Here is a 15,706-nt window from a genome sequence, read left to right as displayed (position 1 = left end):
TATTTTGACTAACCATTCTAAGGGTTAGAGCTGTTACAAAATAGACTGTCCATAAACTTAACACTTATTTGCATCAGATGGAGTAATTAATGTCATGCTTAAAGAAAAATAAGACCTCTTAAAAAATGGACTTTTCTGTTAATGAATTAAATCTTATCTTACTGTAAAAGACAACTGTCGTAGAACAAACAACCCTAATAGCTACACAAAAATCCCCTTATATGGCCTACTATACTGCTTCTGAAGTACAATATATTGATCAATATGTTTTTGAGTTTCTACAGGTCGAGATAGCACAGAATACTTTGGTGGTCACTCTAAATAGACCTGAAAAGCGGAATGCAATGCACCCCCCTTTACTTAATGAGTTAGCGTTTGCATTTGCTTATGCTCATCATACTACAGCGATATGGAATATATTGTTACAAGCTAATGGACCGGTGTTTTGTGCAGGGGCAGATTTAAAGGCTTTTCGGGAAGATAGTACCTCTAATAGTTCTACTATTCCCGCCCCTACAGAGAAGGTGTTGATAGGAGAAGTAGTACGTAGATGTTTAAAGCCTTGTATCTGTAAAGTACATGCTAATGCTTATGCGGGAGCCTTTCTGTTACTGGCAAATGCATCTTTTGTTGTTGCAGAGAAAGGAGTACTCTTTTCGTTACCTGAGGTGAAAAGGGGAATTTTTCCTTTTCAGGTGATGGCAGCCCTAATGGAAATTATGCCTGGTCGAAAAGCGATGGAGTGGAGTCTTACGGGACGCTCTGTTACGGCAACAGAAGCATTGGAAGCAGGCTTATTGACTCATTTAGCAGCAGAAGGGCAATTGGATGAAGTAGTACAGCAAGTCCTGGAACAATTGTCTTTTGCCTCTCCCTCTGCCATTCGAATGGGGATGAAAGCCTATAGAAAATTGTGTATAATAAATACCTCTGAAAATCAAGCATACTTAAGCGATATGCTTCAACAGACATTGCAGACACAAGATGCTAAAGAAGGTATAATGGCTTTTAAGGAAAAAAGAAAACCCATTTGGGAAGGCCTATAGTAAGAGATGCCGCCATCTAGCACAAGGGATTGCCCTGTGATAAATAAATGAAAAATAGAATTTATGGAGATGATTAGATATATAGGTAACCGTATTATTGATCTATTAGTAGTAATGCTTGCGGTTTCCCTTCCAATGTATTTATTGTATCAGCAACTTGGATCAACTGATCAGCGCACCTTGGAGCGACAGTATTTGACCACGATATCATATAATATGAGGACAACCGAGAAGGAGCTGAAAAATGCAATCGCCTTTATCGAAAAAGAACTGATTATTTATGATAATATCAATGCCATAAGGAATGAACGTGGACAAACTAAGGCGGGTGAAATTATAGAAGAATTGTTGGAACTTACCGATTTGGAGGTGTTCCCTGCTAAAAGTATTTCTATTTATGAGTCGGTGGCATTGGTAGGAGACCCTATGGTTTTCTCTGATTTCAATCTCAACTTCCGTTTATATTCTTTTTATTATGACTATGGTGAAGTAGCGAATACTACACACCATTATGATCAACTTATAGTAGAAGAGTTAATGCCTTTTATGAGACGTAATTATGATTTCTACGAACGAGTATTACTTAAGCAAAAGGCCTTCTCTGATATTTATTTCACTAATCTAATTTTTGAGTTAGAACGCTCTGCAAAGAAAAAGAGAGAAGCCTATCAACGTATCCTGAAGCAATGTGATAAGGTGCAGAAGGATGTAGATAGCGCATTATTAATGCTTTAATTATTATTGAATCGTTGAACTTCAATATGAAGTTCAACGATTCAACAGCATTATAGTCTTTGCATTAGCTTTTTAACCATAATGTTTTTCCATTCTCTAAAATCTCCCGCCAAGATATGTTCTCTAGCTTGTCTTACGAGCCATAGGTAGAAGGTCAAGTTGTGTACACTAGCAATCTGTGCGCCCAGCAACTCTTGAGAACGAATAAGGTGGCGCAAATAAGCTTTACTATAAAATGTGCTAACATAACCACCTAACTCCGCATCAATAGGAGATAAGTCTTGTTCCCATCTTTTGTTCTTAATGTTAATAATTCCCTGAGTGGTGAATAATTGTCCGTGACGTGCTTGTCGTGTTGGCATAACACAGTCAAACATATCGACACCACAGGCTATTCCCTCAAGAATATTGGCAGGGGTTCCTACTCCCATAAGGTACCTAGGTTTGTCTTTAGGAAGAATGTCCGTTACAAGGTCAGTCATTTCGTACATATCCTCCGCTGGCTCTCCTACAGAAAGGCCACCAATTGCATTTCCTTCTCGCTCAAAACTAGCAATAGTCTCTGCAGATTGTTTACGCAAATCTTTATAGGTACTTCCTTGAACAATAGGGAATAGCGTTTGGCTGTAACCATACTTGCCTTCCGTACTGTCAAATTGCTCTGTACAGCGTTTCAACCAACGATGAGTACGCTCCATAGACTCTTTCGCATAACGGTGGTCTGCTGGGTAAGGAGTACACTCATCAAAGGCCATGATAATGTCAGCACCAATGGTACGCTGTATATCCATGATATTCTCAGGTGTAAAGACGTGCTTGGAACCGTCAATATGAGATTTGAAGATAACTCCTTCCTCATTGATCTTACGGTTACCCGATAGAGAGAAAACTTGATACCCTCCACTATCCGTTAAGATAGGGCGGTCCCATCCATTAAATTTATGAAGACCTCCTGCCTTTTCCAGTGTGTCTAGGCCCGGACGTAAGTATAGATGGTAAGTGTTGCCCAAAATAATATCGGCATTGATATCTTCTTTCAATTCTCTCTGCTGTACAGCCTTGACCGTTCCAGCGGTACCTACGGGCATGAAAATAGGGGTTTGTATTTTCCCGTGATCAGTAGTGATCTCTCCAACACGAGCCTTCGTTTGAGGGTCGGTGTGCTGTAGTTCAAATTTCATATAGTGTATATCCTTATTAATATTCTTTTTTTCTCCAACCGCAAATTTACCAAAAATGTGCTATTGCTCTATATTTTTTTCTTTTAGACTAGAAGGAAGAAGGTTTAAGGATGAAGGAGAAAGGAATAAGGAGGTATTTAATCTGATAGTTGATGGTGAATTACCTGTTGTTTATAGAGCGACATCTAATAAAAAACGCTATGTTAAAGTGATTTGAACGGTTATTCTTTGAGGTCCCTTGTTTTAAGGCAGAGACTTACATTACTCCATTATTAATGGAAAATAATTTTTTGTGAACAGGCTTTAATCCTTTTCAGTCAGTAGTTTCCTTCTTCCTTCTTCCTTCTTCCTTCTTCCAATTGTACTTTAACGATATCTTATGTGGTGAAAGGCTTATTTTTAGTTATATTATATAAGTGGTTATATAACTATATAAAGAAATAGTTATGTTTCGTCAAATAGAAGTGCTATTTTCACTTTCGGAAGAATTTTCTTTCTATATAGGACAGGAGACAATGAATTGGTGAAATTATGAGACAATTTGGGTTGATATATAGCTTTTTTTTGGTGTTACTGCTCCCTTTTACAGTGATGGGACAAGAGGATACCTTAACGAAGGTAATGGTATTGGAAATTAAAGGACCTATAGATCCTAGGATGAGTAGGTATGTGGAGTTAGGCCTGAAAGAGGCAGACAAGCAAAAAGCAGAAGTAATCTTGGTGGATATGGATACGTATGGAGGAACGGTGGATGATGCCGATAAGATTCGTACGATGCTGTTACAGGTTACTCAACCTACCTATGTATTGATCGATAAGAATGCAGCTTCAGCCGGTGCGTTAATAGCTTTGGCTTGTGATAGTATTTACATGGCTTCAGGAGCAAATATTGGTGCTGCCACAGTGGTAAATGGACAACAACAGGCAATGCCTGATAAGTATCAATCCTATATGCGTTCCATGATGAGATCTACTGCCGAGGCTAACGGTAGGGACCCTAAGATAGCTGAAGCTATGGTGGATGAAAGTCTAGAAGTGGAAGGGATTTCAGATGCTGGCAAAGTGCTGACGTTCACTACCCAGGAAGCAATGCAGTTTGGTTTTTGTGAAGGACAACAGGAGTCGTTGAAAGGTGTATTAACACAACTGGATATTCCTTCCTATGAGCTTACAACCTACCATTTGACTGTCGCAGAGAGAGTGATTGCCTTTTTCATGAATCCGCTGATTAGTGGTGTGTTAATCTTGGTGATTCTTGGAGGGATTTATTTTGAGTTACAAACACCGGGAGTTGGCTTCCCCATTGCCGCAGCTATTCTGGCGGCCATTTTTTACTTTACACCCTATTATTTAAATGGGTTAGCGGCCAACTGGGAAATCATATTGTTCTTTGTAGGGCTGTTGTTACTGGCCTTAGAAGCGTTTGTGATTCCAGGCTTTGGAGTAGCAGGTGTTTCGGGACTAATATGTACGATTGGAGGATTGGTGTTGGTAATGCTGAATAATGATTGGCTTGACTTCACGTTTGTGTCTTCTGAGCGTATTGTAGAGGCGATTGTGGTAGCCATGAGTGGTTTCGTATTCTCTGTGGCAGGGGCTATTGCACTAGGCTCTAGATTACTGACCTCTCCTATGTTTAAAAGAATTGCTTTAGAACAGACATTTAGCAAAGAGGAGGGATATACATCAGATTTCTTATATGAACATCATATTGGTAGCGTAGGAGTTGCTCATACTGTATTGCGTCCATCAGGTAAAGTAATGATCAATGGAGATTTGTATGATGCATTTACTCGAGGAGGCTATATTGATAAGGGTGAAAAAGTAGAAGTGGTTGAGCAGACAGGGGCAGCCCTGAAGGTTCAAAAATTAGCAGAATAACAAAATGCGAGGATAATATGTTCATGATGTTTAATTGAGCTTCGCTCGTTCATCATGTTTAGTTGAAATACTAAAAAAACAACTAAACATTATGAACGAGCGAAGCTCAATTAAACATCATGAACAGAAAGCTAGCTGGTTAGGGGCTTAGCATCCAAGATAATTACTAATTACTAACAACGAATATTAATGATGAAAGTAGCCATTGTAAAATACAATGCAGGCAACGTACAATCGGTGATTTATGCGTTGAATCGATTAGGGGTAAATCCTATCGTGACAGATGATCCTGAGTTGCTCCAACAAGCGGATAAGGTAATTTTCCCGGGAGTGGGAGAGGCTAGCACAGCGATGGCATACCTTAAGGAAAGAGGGCTAGACCAAGTGATTGTTAATCTAAAGCAACCTGTACTGGGTATTTGCTTGGGGTTACAGTTGATGTGCAAGCATTCAGAAGAAGGTGATGTGGATTGTCTAGGGATTTTTGATGTAGATGTGAAGCGCTTTCCTGCGAATGCTGGAGTGAAGGTGCCACAGATGGGGTGGAATAAGTTACATCATATGAAAGGTCTATTATTTGAAGGGTTGCCTGCAGAGAGCTACGTATATTTTGTTCATAGCTATTATGCAGCCTTAAGCCCAGAAACAGCAGCTCAAAGTACACATGCGGTGGATTTTAGCGCATCTCTTCAAAAGGATAATTTTTATGCGATGCAGTTTCATCCTGAAAAGAGCAGTGAGGCAGGGAGTGTAATTTTGAAAAACTTCCTGGAACTGTAGTAGGGACGCCCTATTAGGGCATCTAAATACCCCAATATCATTTATTCAATAAGATCACGAAAAATTTCATAATAAATGCTAGAAGTAATACCAGCTATCGATTTGATCGATGGGAAATGTGTGCGTCTGACACAAGGAGATTATGCTAATAAGACAGTATATAATGACAATCCAGTAGAAGTCGCTAAAATGTTTGAAGATGCAGGAATTAAACGCTTGCATTTGGTAGACCTTGATGGTGCAAAGGCTAAAACGGTTGTTAATAATAAGGTGTTGGAAGCAATTACCACACAAACAGACCTGATTGTAGATTTTGGAGGAGGAATTCAGTCGGAAGAAGATCTGAAGAAAGCCTTCGACTTTGGTGCACATATGGTGACTTGTGGGAGTATTGCCGTAAAACAAAAAGAGAAGTTTGAAGAATGGATTACTCGCTATGGAGCGGATCGTATGATTCTGGCAGCAGATGCTAAAGATGGGATGGTCGCAGTGAGTGGTTGGCAGGAGACCTCTTCTGTAGAATTATTGACGTTTATCGATGATTATGTAAAGAAGGGAATTTCGTATGTATTGTGTACAGATATCAGCAAAGATGGGATGATGCAGGGACCGGCCATTGAGTTGTACAAGAAAATACAGACCGCGCACCCTGAACTGAAATTGATTGCGAGTGGAGGGGTTTCAGGAAAGCATGATTTAGAGGCTTTGAATGAGGCTGGAATTTATGGAGTAGTAGTAGGAAAGGCGATCTATGAGGGAGCTATTAAAGTGGAGGAATTAACTTTTTAGGAAATAGGATATGCTAACAAAACGAATCATACCATGTCTGGACATCAAGGATGGAAAGACTGTGAAAGGAGTGAACTTTGTTGATCTCAAAGATGCAGGAGATCCTGTGGAATTAGCAGAAATATACAGTAGGGAAGGAGCTGATGAGCTAGTATTCCTGGATATTACGGCGACCGTAGAAAAACGTAAGACTTTAGTGGAGTTGGTAACTAAGGTAGCGAGTAAGATCAATATCCCTTTTACCGTGGGAGGAGGTATTAGTACCATTGAGGATGTTTCTGTCTTATTGAAGGCGGGTGCCGATAAAGTATCGATCAACTCTTCTGCTGTTAAGCGTCCTGAGTTGATTAACGAGCTGGCAGGAGAGTTTGGTTCTCAATGTGTAGTAGTGGCTATTGATACCCGCTATGTAGACGGAGAACACATTGTACACGTCAAAGGAGGACGAGAGGCAACAGAACTAAGAACCATTGAGTGGGCAAAGGAGGTACAAGAAAGAGGAGCTGGAGAAATACTCCTTACTTCTATGGATCATGACGGTACCAAGAATGGATTTGCACTGGAGTTGACAGGGTATTTGACCAAGTTACTGAACATCCCAGTGATTGCCTCTGGTGGGGCTGGAACCATGGAGCATTTTGCTGATATCTTTAAAGAAGATCAGGCAGATGCAGCTCTAGCTGCCAGTATTTTCCATTTCAAGGAAATTGCGATCCCAGATCTAAAGCAATATCTATTGGACAACGACATTGAAATGCGTCATTAGTAGGGGTGACCCCATGTGGTCGCCCTAACGAGGGTAATGGTAAAAGGTTGAGTCTATTACCTTATACTTCTTACCTTTTACCTTTCAATGTTATTATTATGTTAAAAAAGTGATTTTATTGGGTTCTCTGAATCCTCTCCACTAATTTATATATACAGCAGCTAAGTAGTTTATGTATAGAGAATTACCGTAATAAATAATGACATAGAAGAAATGATTAAAGTCTCATTTACTTCTAATGTTTTTTTGAACACAATTTCCATAAATCATTATTATGCTGAAAGATCATTATTTTTCACAGCTTTCTTTAATGAAGCAGTTGGAAACGGTACGGTACTTTGCTGAATATATTGGAGACAGAACGATGAAGGGAGTGCTGCATTGCCTTTATCATTATGATAACCTTTTGATTGAAGTAGTGGAAGATGCGCAGACACAGGTTAATGTTTCTCCTGTCTCTGAGGTACTCGAAAAGTATTGTCACATCGTGGATTTAAGAGAGCTTTTTAAGTATTTGAAATGAATCACACTAAATAAAAAATGCCTTCCTTTATCTAATAAAAGGAAGGCATTTTTTTGAATATACTATAGACAGCTCTTAAACAAGTCCTGCAGATATAACAAGATTGATTGCTGAAAGCACTCCGATAATCCACATTACTACACTTACTTTTTTGATATTGCCTGTAAGTAGTGCAATAATCACGTAAGATAGGAAACCAAAGGTCAAGCCGTGGCTAATGCTGTATGTCAATGGCATCAAGACGATCGTCAAGAAAGCTGGAACAGCTTCTCTTAGATTGTCAAAGTCAACCATCTTGATATTTTTCATCATAAATACCCCTACAATTACTAGTGCTGGAGCAGTAGCAAATGCTGGCACGATACCAATCAATGGAGAGAATAGCAAGGCTACCCCAAACAATGCAGCGGTAACGACTGAAGCAAAACCTGTACGAGCACCATTAGAGATACCAGAAGCAGATTCTATATAGGTAGTTGTTGTACTAGTACCCAATAAAGATCCAATCAAAGTGGCAATAGAGTCAGCCTCAAGGATTCTACCCAAACGTGGAATACGACCATTCTTGTCTACTAATTTAGCCTCATAAGAACATGCTACGATCGTTCCCAAAGAGTCAAACAAGTCCACAAACATAAAGGAGAAGATCGGCGCAAGGAAAGCAAGGTGTAAAGCACCCAGTACATCTAGTTTGAAAGCAATAGGAGCAATCGATGGAGGAGCAGAAACAATAGCAGTTGGCAATGAAACATCACCTGTGAAGATACCCGCTATAGTGGTAGCAATAATACCAATGAAGATCGATCCAGTCACCTTATGGTACTCTAGGATAGCGATTAGAAGCATTCCCAGAATAGACAATAGAAGAGGTGTGTTGAAAGCACCTTCAGCCGTCATAAAAGATCCCATCTGTACCAGCGTTACCGGGTTATCTTGAATAAGCCCCATGTTTTGTAAACCAATGAAACTGATAAACAAACCAATACCTGCAGAAGTAGCGATACGCAATGATACTGGAATAGCATCAATGATTTTTTGTCTTACTCCCATAAGGGTTAATCCAACGAATACTAATCCGGAAAGGAATACGATACCCAAGGCTGTTTGCCAAGGAATACCTTGTCCAATGACTAATGTATAAGTGAAGAAGGCGTTCAATCCCATGCCTGGAGCCATCGCAAAAGGAACTTTTCCCCAGAAAGCTGCTAGCAAAGTACCAATAATGGCAGCAACGGCGGTTACGGTAAACAAGGCGCCCTCATCCATTCCTGTACTGGCAAGAATAGAAGGGTTCACAAAAAGAATATAGGCCATGGTCAGGAATGTGGTAACCCCTCCAATAACCTCTTTCTTGACAGTGATTTCCTTGCCGTCAATGCCAAAATAATTGAATAATGCTTTCATAAAATATTCTTGATATAGAAAATTGAATCACTAAAAGTGAAAGTTTCACCAACGGTACAATAACCGATTAGTGAAACTTTTCATTCGAATAGTTAAACTATATTAGGAAGTTTACCAGCTCCATCTTACCGCTACCTGAGGAGCGTTTGTGCTGATTAACTTGTTGAAGTGCATGTAGTAATCCAAACCAATTTCTAGTTTGTTAGCAGTATCGTTCTTGAAGATCGTGTGTCTACCTACATCAAACAATACACGAGCTTGTGATAGGAAGTCTGTACCCCAGTGGATACCATTCTCTCCTAGACCTTGCTCGTTAGGGATTAGGTCAAAGTATCCTTCAAAGCGCACACCACCTTTTTTCCATACAGGGATGTCCCATACCCCAGTGATTTGAGCGGTAGCCTCATTGAAGTTGTCTTTACGGTAGTAACCGATCAACTTCAGGAAAGTACCCATAGGAGTTTTGAAAGTAAGACCAACACCTCCCAAACCAGCTCTAAAGCCGTCACCAACGTTAAGGGAACCCTCAACTGATACATCAGCGATAGGACCAAAGCCTACGTTTTTACCAGTCACTTTTGAAAGGCTAAGGTAAGGAGACCATTCTGAGTAAATTCTAGACTTGCTTCCTGTGTTTTCTTCATTGAAGAAGTTCATAAACCCTTCAGGAGCGAAGGTGTAGTTGATAAAGAAGAAGTTACCTCCGTATTTCCACGAGCTCGCATGCTGTAGTGTTACGGTCATCATGTTACCGTCGGCGGTATTGTTGTTGATTTTAAAATCGTCATAGCCGCCTCCGTAGTAAGCCTGGACAAAGGTGGAATTCCAATTCTGCGCCATTGCGTCGCTTGCGATCGTCAAAGCGACGATGGTAATGAAGATGGAAAATAGCTTTTTCATCCGCTGATTAAATTTGTTTGTCGTTGTGATGGAAAGAATGAAGTCTTAAAACTTTAAAACTCCTTAATTACTATTAGAATAGTGCAAATGTAACATTTGGTGTTAGTAAAAAAATCTTTTGATATGGATTGTTAGGACGTGTTGCATAATATTAACAAACGTATTTTTTACATATTATGCAGTATGTTATGTGGTTATCTCTTTTTCACTTGAATATACTTTATGAATAATAGTATTGTAAAAGTACAATTTGTTTGAGTGTAGAGTAGGGCCAAAAAAAATCCCCTATTCACAAGAATAGGGGATTGTATTTTAAGAATAGGTAGTGATTAAAGTAAGTGAAGTAAAGACATAAGTCTATGACCTATTACTTTTTACCTATTACCTTCTACCTTAGTAGTTGTATACTTTCTCATAGTACTGAGATGCCATACGGCTAGAGTCGAAGAATGGAAGAACGTCGTTCATAGAGTTCTTCACCATTTGCAACCACTCCTCTGGTCTGTCATAGTACATTGGAATGATTTCGTTCTCCAACATATCCAATAGGCTGTTCATATCCTCAGCATCTTGCTCGTGGATAGGCTTGCTTAGATCTGGACGAGGAATTACGAATGCGTTTTCTCCGTTAGCAAACTCAGGAATCCATCCATCGTTAGTAGAGAAGTTGATCGCACCGTTCATAGACGCAGTCATACCTGAAGTACCAGAAGCCTCTCTAGGTACACGTGGATTGTTCAACCAGATATCAGCACCTTGCTTCAATTTCTTAGAAAGCTTCAACTCATAACCTACCAATACAGAAAGGTTCTTGTAGTTCTTAGCCAAGTGTACCAAGCTATTGAAGATAGATACCGCACCGTAATCCATTGGATAAGGCTTACCTGCCCAGATGATCTGTACTGGACGGTCAGTGCTCGCTAGGATACGCTCGAAACGCTCTTTGTCTTTAGTGATCAAGTCAGCACGCTTGTAAGCAGCGAAACGTCTAGCCCAAACGATAGTCAACGCATTAGGATCTAGTAGTTTACCTGTTTGGTCTGCTACGGTCTCGAACAATTTCTTCTTCAAGTATTTCTTACGAGCGATTAGTTTATCGTCCTCTCCTTTACCCAATGCCTCATACATTACCTCATCTTTCCAATAAGGAGCGTTCTGAGCATTAGTAATAGAAACGATTGGACAGATATCGTCATATTTGTTCCACATTCCACGAGAAACTTCTCCGTGAAGTGCAGATACACCATTGGCAATTTTAGACATTCTAAGTGCTGCCAAAGAGTGGCTGAACTCCTCTCCGTCGATACCAGTGATTTTTCTTACTTCTGCCAATGGTACTCCCTCGAAGTAACCCATCTTGTCAAGCAACTGGATATCGTGCTTCTCGTTACCTGCCTCTTCTGGAGTGTGTGTAGTGAACACTAGGTGTTTCTTCACTTCGTCCAAGTTACGGCCGAACTTGTTATATAGGTGGAATGCTGCAGGAAGAGCGTGCGCCTCGTTCATGTGATAGATCTCAGCGTTGTACTCCAACTCGTCCAATAGTTTTGCACCACCTTGTCCCAATAGAATGTACTGAGCAACTTTAGCGTTAATGTCAGCATCATATAGGTTGTTGCTGATACATTGTGCCAAGTAGTCGTTCTCTGGGATGTTTGTCGTTAAGAAGAACATTGGAACAGTATTGAACACCTCAGGAGCAAGGTATTTTGCTGTTACCCATACTGGGTGACCGTCTACCTCAATCGTGAACTTGATGTTTGTGTCTTCCAAGAAGTTATAGATCTTCTCTTGGAAAAGAGAGTCCATCTCCTGGTTTCCTTTACGGATTTGGTCATAGTAACCGAATGTCCATAGGATACCGATTCCAATAAGGTTTTGATTCAGCTCATAAGCACTTCTCATGTGAGATCCAGCCAAGAAACCAAGACCACCAGAATAGATTTTGAATGGTTGATCAATAGCAAACTCCATTGAGAAGTAAGCGGCGCGAGTCTTGTACTTTGGATCGTAAGCGTAAGAATGCTTGAATTGTTCGAAACGTGACATGGTATTTATTTATTAAATGAATCTTCTAAAGATTAATTTGGTCTGTTTTTGACAACAGTAATATTTAATTGCACTGGCAATGTTTGCAAATATAGGAATGATTTTGATGATAAAAGTCATGTTCGCAGCTGCGTTTCCATAGCAACGGGTTGCGATAAGTAAGAATTTTTGAAAAAATTGTAAATAACCGTGAATAGTGATATTACTATGAACATCTTCTATAGAAAATTTTGTCCTCGACTAATCTGTCGTCATTTTGGAATGTAACAGGAATGTAGTATCTCTTTTCGGCTATAACAACACGGTTTTATCAATTTTCCCACATAAGGGTATAATGTCGTAAATACAGAAAGAGATATAGAATCATTGATTTGTGAATAGACCTAATTATAGGAGGGATTATATAGATTATAAATAGAAGAACCTCCCTACTATTGATATAAAGTAAATACATCCGGAAATGTTCATGAAACCATAGATTTCCCGTTTTGTTGGCCAAGGATGATGAAACTCACGTAATAAATACCTAAAAGTTGTTTTTTTTGGAGTGCTTGGCTGGTTTAGTGCTATAGAAGGCACGGATAGGTATAAATATTACTTAATAGGGATCAAGTATGCACTAAGACCTGTTATATTTAAAGTGATAAAAAGACAACTAACATACATTATAGAGAGCTTATGGCAATGATTAGTAGAAAGAAAGTCCCTTTCAAGGTGACGGGTTTGTTGAAGGACTTTCTGGAGCAATACAACCGAATATCCCCAATTTCTATTCAATACGAAGATATGAGACGTTATGAAGAGGCTATTCCTCTTTATGATAGTGAGGGAGAAGATACCTTATGGTTGACTGTTATTTATAATCCCTATGATAGGGAAAGTATACATCAAAGTTTAAAGAAAATATATGCCACACTAAAGGTTGATGGTAATATCGACCTATTGGAGCACTTATATATTGACCGAGTAGATTTGTGTGCTTATGGTAATACACAGCCATTTCGTGTAAGGGTAGTCAACCGTATTAATGATAACTTTGATTACTTCTATATAAAAGTAGCAGATGCTTCCCGTGTTTATGGGTTGGAGTTAGAAGATATTCTTTCTCCGAATAGGGTAAACTATCTGGTAAGTGAGCAAACATTGATCGAGGAGCATATTGCTGGAATACCTGGAGATATGTTTATCAATAACTACCTGGAAGATGGAAGGCAAAATAAGATTCGTCTGGCAAAGGAGTTTATTAAGTTTAATGAGCGATGTTTTGCCCAATTGTTGGGAGATATGCATTCCAGTAATTTTGTGGTCAATATGATTCCGGATTTTGATGAAATCAACTATAGGATACGATCGATTGATTTTGACCAGCAATGTTATGAAGGGCGTAAGAATATTTACTTTCCTCAATTCTATAAACAAAACATGCCGATCATTGAATTAGGACTAGGGAAAATTTCACCGGAATCTCAACAGCAATATCAGGCTGAAGAACGCTTTATGATTGCAAACCGTTTCACAGCCTCAGGACATAAGGTGAAAGACTTATTAGAAGTTATGCGACAAGATCATTTATCCCCTAAGGAAAATGTCGTATCCCTAAGAAAGGACCTTGCTGAGCATTATAACCATCAAGGGTACTTGAAATGTGATAACATGGGAGAGATTATGACGGAGCATCTTGAGTTCTTACTGAAAACGGCAAAAAAATACAAGAAGGTAAAATAATAGAAAGGGCGTCCACAACGGACGCCCTTTCTATTATAGAATCTCAAATTCAATTCTACGATTGAGGGCCTTATTAGCGGTGGTGTCGTTAGGAGCAATAGGTTGTTTTTCACCGAAGCCCTTTGCATGCAGTCGGTCATCAGTAATGCCAAGCTTTTTAAGGTAGGTTACAACAGATTCAGCTCTTTTTTGAGATAGTTGTAGGTTGTAGACAGAACTACCAACATTATCAGTATGTCCATTAATCGCAATACGTATGGTTTTGTTTTTTTGTAGGAAATCAGCCAGTTTACCTAACTCTACTTTGGAGGCATCTAGAAGTTTAAATGAGTTTATCTCGAAGAATAGATTGTTTAAAGTAATCTTAGTACCTGTAGTGATAGGAGACAGGTAGATATCTTGTGTCAGTCCCTCTGTATTACTTTTGCGGTAGTCAAAAGACATACTATGAAAAACATAGTTTTCGGCAGATACATGCATAGCATATTGCTTGCCTTTCGGAAGTACAGACAGATAATCTCCAGTTTGCTTGTCTGACTTAAATAATGAGATGGTATCTCCGGATATAATATCCATCAGGGTAATGCGTGCTTCTACAGGAGCTTGATTATTCTTGTCTAATACTTTTCCTTTTATATACCCACTAGGATTAATTTGAACTTCCTCAGGAAGTGTAAAGGAAGCTAGATTTCTACGGTTAGCATAGGTATTAGGATTGTATTCTTCCATGGAGTAATAAGCCTGCTTTCCATCAGCCGTAATAAATAAGGAAACTTGCTCAGAGAAGGTATTGATAGGATATCCTAGATTTTTAGGCTCAGAAAATACACCATTTTGAAGCTCTGCTTGAAACAGATCATGATCTCCCATACCCAAATGTCCTTTGGAAGCAAAGAATAGGGTAGTACCATTAGCGTGAATAAATGGGGAAATGTCATCCTGAGAAGTGTTTACGGGCATTCCTAAGTTTTTAGCGGGCATCCATTTGCCTTGGTCATCTTGTTTACATACCCAGATGTCAGATTGTCCTTGTCCGCCCCTACGGTCTGAAACAAAGTAAAGCGTACGTCCATCAGCGGATAGTGAGGGTTGAGAGTCCCAGTCAGGAGAGTTAACGGCTGGTCCCATGTTGACAGGCTCTGACCATTCACCTCCTTCATTATAACTAATAAAAAGGTCACAACTACCATAGGAAAACCTTCTACGGGTATTCTCACAGAAGGTGAAAATCATGGTTTTCCCATCTGCAGAAATACTACAAGTTCCCTCATTGTAAGGAGTATTTAAGGATTCAATGGATTCAGGGGTAGACCAACCGGATGCTGTTCTGACACATTGGTAAATGTTTTCATCTCCCTGTTCGTCTCTGGCAGTAAAATACAGATATTTTTGATCAGCTGTGATCACAGGGAAATATTGCTGTTGCTTAATGTTTACCTCATTGGGTAGGGATTGAGGAGTATAGTCCAGAGGATGTTGTAATTGTTCCTTGGCGTACTCTACGGTGGATAAGATCTGTGAGGCTAGGGAACGTTTTGGGGCATCTTCCCCTTGATCCATATATTGTTGGGCATAAATCTGTGCCTGATCATAATTACCTTCTCCAATCGCTAATCTTCCCATGATAATATTGACACTGGAAAACTCAGGAGATTGTCCACAACATTCCAGTAGCTGGGCATAAGTCTTTTTCATGGCGGGAATATTGCGTTCAAAGTAATAGAGTTGTCCCAAAGCATATAAGGCATCTCCATAAGAAGGCTCTAAGGTGATGGCTTCGTTGAAGTACTTCTTTGCATCAGTATTCTCTCGCATAATCATATGCTGATAACCTCTTTCAAATGCCTTGATGGCTTTTTTGCTTTGAGCAAATAGCGATGGAAGTAGCAATACGTTAAGTAAGAGTAGGAGTAGAAGTGGTTTCATA

13 protein-coding genes are annotated in these 15,706 nt (G+C 39.5%); 8 read left to right on the top strand and 5 right to left on the bottom strand.

Annotated elements, in window-relative coordinates; genetic code table 11:
- Nucleotides 1-221: 221 nt before the first annotated feature.
- Both ABD985_RS10555 and ABD985_RS10550 read left to right on the top strand, forming a co-directional pair.
- Nucleotides 222-1,046: an enoyl-CoA hydratase-related protein gene (locus tag ABD985_RS10555; protein ID WP_345371541.1), complete on the top strand. Its 825-nt coding sequence runs from the start codon at nucleotides 222-224 to the stop codon at nucleotides 1,044-1,046.
- A 63-nt stretch (nucleotides 1,047-1,109) separates the two neighbouring features.
- Nucleotides 1,110-1,781, top strand: coding sequence for a hypothetical protein (locus ABD985_RS10550; protein WP_345371540.1), 672 nt, complete (start codon nucleotides 1,110-1,112; stop codon nucleotides 1,779-1,781).
- A gap of 50 nt (nucleotides 1,782-1,831) precedes the next feature.
- Here ABD985_RS10550 and tgt read toward each other — a convergent pair whose 3' ends face one another.
- Nucleotides 1,832-2,962: a tRNA guanosine(34) transglycosylase Tgt gene (tgt, locus tag ABD985_RS10545; protein WP_345371538.1), complete on the bottom strand. Its 1,131-nt coding sequence runs from the start codon at nucleotides 2,960-2,962 to the stop codon at nucleotides 1,832-1,834.
- Between the two features lie 531 nt (nucleotides 2,963-3,493).
- Between tgt and ABD985_RS10540 the strand changes: the two genes are divergently transcribed.
- From ABD985_RS10540 to ABD985_RS10520, 5 genes are all read left to right on the top strand, one after another.
- Nucleotides 3,494-4,843 carry an NfeD family protein gene (locus ABD985_RS10540; protein WP_345371537.1) on the top strand — a complete coding sequence of 450 codons (1,350 nt, stop codon included), beginning with the start codon at nucleotides 3,494-3,496 and terminating at the stop codon, nucleotides 4,841-4,843.
- 192 nt (nucleotides 4,844-5,035) lie between these two features.
- Entirely contained in the window at nucleotides 5,036-5,623 is a 588-nt protein-coding gene (hisH, locus tag ABD985_RS10535) for an imidazole glycerol phosphate synthase subunit HisH (RefSeq protein ID WP_345371712.1), read from the top strand.
- 75 nt (nucleotides 5,624-5,698) lie between these two features.
- Nucleotides 5,699-6,412, top strand: a complete 714-nt coding sequence (gene hisA, locus ABD985_RS10530) for a 1-(5-phosphoribosyl)-5-[(5-phosphoribosylamino)methylideneamino]imidazole-4-carboxamide isomerase (protein ID WP_345371535.1) — start codon at nucleotides 5,699-5,701, stop codon at nucleotides 6,410-6,412.
- Nucleotides 6,413-6,422: 10 nt separating this feature from the next.
- Entirely contained in the window at nucleotides 6,423-7,178 is a 756-nt protein-coding gene (gene hisF, locus ABD985_RS10525; RefSeq protein ID WP_345371533.1) for an imidazole glycerol phosphate synthase subunit HisF, read from the top strand.
- A 274-nt stretch (nucleotides 7,179-7,452) separates the two neighbouring features.
- Nucleotides 7,453-7,701: a hypothetical protein gene (locus ABD985_RS10520; RefSeq protein WP_345371532.1), complete on the top strand. Its 249-nt coding sequence runs from the start codon at nucleotides 7,453-7,455 to the stop codon at nucleotides 7,699-7,701.
- A 75-nt stretch (nucleotides 7,702-7,776) separates the two neighbouring features.
- Here the strand turns inward: ABD985_RS10520 and ABD985_RS10515 are convergent, their stop codons facing one another.
- The 3 genes from ABD985_RS10515 to glgP all read right to left on the bottom strand — a co-directional run bounded on the left by ABD985_RS10515 (nucleotide 7,777) and on the right by glgP (nucleotide 12,054).
- Nucleotides 7,777-9,105 (bottom strand): NCS2 family permease, encoded by a 1,329-nt coding sequence (locus tag ABD985_RS10515; protein WP_345371531.1) that lies wholly within the window; start codon nucleotides 9,103-9,105, stop codon nucleotides 7,777-7,779.
- A 111-nt stretch (nucleotides 9,106-9,216) separates the two neighbouring features.
- Nucleotides 9,217-10,005 (bottom strand): hypothetical protein, encoded by a 789-nt coding sequence (locus ABD985_RS10510; protein ID WP_345371529.1) that lies wholly within the window; start codon nucleotides 10,003-10,005, stop codon nucleotides 9,217-9,219.
- Nucleotides 10,006-10,398: 393 nt separating this feature from the next.
- Nucleotides 10,399-12,054: an alpha-glucan family phosphorylase gene (glgP, locus tag ABD985_RS10505; protein WP_345371527.1), complete on the bottom strand. Its 1,656-nt coding sequence runs from the start codon at nucleotides 12,052-12,054 to the stop codon at nucleotides 10,399-10,401.
- A 678-nt stretch (nucleotides 12,055-12,732) separates the two neighbouring features.
- Here glgP and ABD985_RS10500 point away from each other — a divergent pair.
- Complete coding sequence (locus ABD985_RS10500; protein ID WP_345371526.1) at nucleotides 12,733-13,779, top strand: hypothetical protein; 1,047 nt, start codon at nucleotides 12,733-12,735, stop codon at nucleotides 13,777-13,779.
- 33 nt (nucleotides 13,780-13,812) lie between these two features.
- Here ABD985_RS10500 and ABD985_RS10495 read toward each other — a convergent pair whose 3' ends face one another.
- Nucleotides 13,813-15,705, bottom strand: a complete 1,893-nt coding sequence (locus ABD985_RS10495; RefSeq protein WP_345371524.1) for an OmpA family protein — start codon at nucleotides 15,703-15,705, stop codon at nucleotides 13,813-13,815.
- Nucleotide 15,706: the final 1 nt, after the last annotated feature.

The organism is Algivirga pacifica, from assembly GCF_039543525.1.
In the GTDB taxonomy this organism is placed as follows: domain Bacteria; phylum Bacteroidota; class Bacteroidia; order Cytophagales; family Flammeovirgaceae; genus Algivirga; species Algivirga pacifica.
This window is presented reverse-complemented; position numbering and strand designations above follow the sequence as displayed.

Bases quoted from the DNA above. Each gene is read 5' to 3' on its own strand.
- glgP (WP_345371527.1), bottom strand. From the start codon at position 12,054: ATGTCACGTTTCGAACAATTCAAGCATTCTTACGCTTACGATCCAAAG.
- hisA (WP_345371535.1), top strand. From the start codon at position 5,699: ATGCTAGAAGTAATACCAGCTATCGATTTGATCGATGGGAAATGTGTG.
- hisH (WP_345371712.1), top strand. From the start codon at position 5,036: ATGAAAGTAGCCATTGTAAAATACAATGCAGGCAACGTACAATCGGTG.
- tgt (WP_345371538.1), bottom strand. From the start codon at position 2,962: ATGAAATTTGAACTACAGCACACCGACCCTCAAACGAAGGCTCGTGTT.
- ABD985_RS10510 (WP_345371529.1), bottom strand. From the start codon at position 10,005: ATGAAAAAGCTATTTTCCATCTTCATTACCATCGTCGCTTTGACGATC.
- hisF (WP_345371533.1), top strand. From the start codon at position 6,423: ATGCTAACAAAACGAATCATACCATGTCTGGACATCAAGGATGGAAAG.
- ABD985_RS10495 (WP_345371524.1), bottom strand. From the start codon at position 15,705: ATGAAACCACTTCTACTCCTACTCTTACTTAACGTATTGCTACTTCCA.
- ABD985_RS10550 (WP_345371540.1), top strand. From the start codon at position 1,110: ATGGAGATGATTAGATATATAGGTAACCGTATTATTGATCTATTAGTA.
- ABD985_RS10515 (WP_345371531.1), bottom strand. From the start codon at position 9,105: ATGAAAGCATTATTCAATTATTTTGGCATTGACGGCAAGGAAATCACT.
- ABD985_RS10500 (WP_345371526.1), top strand. From the start codon at position 12,733: ATGGCAATGATTAGTAGAAAGAAAGTCCCTTTCAAGGTGACGGGTTTG.
- ABD985_RS10555 (WP_345371541.1), top strand. From the start codon at position 222: ATGGCCTACTATACTGCTTCTGAAGTACAATATATTGATCAATATGTT.
- ABD985_RS10540 (WP_345371537.1), top strand. From the start codon at position 3,494: ATGAGACAATTTGGGTTGATATATAGCTTTTTTTTGGTGTTACTGCTC.
- ABD985_RS10520 (WP_345371532.1), top strand. From the start codon at position 7,453: ATGCTGAAAGATCATTATTTTTCACAGCTTTCTTTAATGAAGCAGTTG.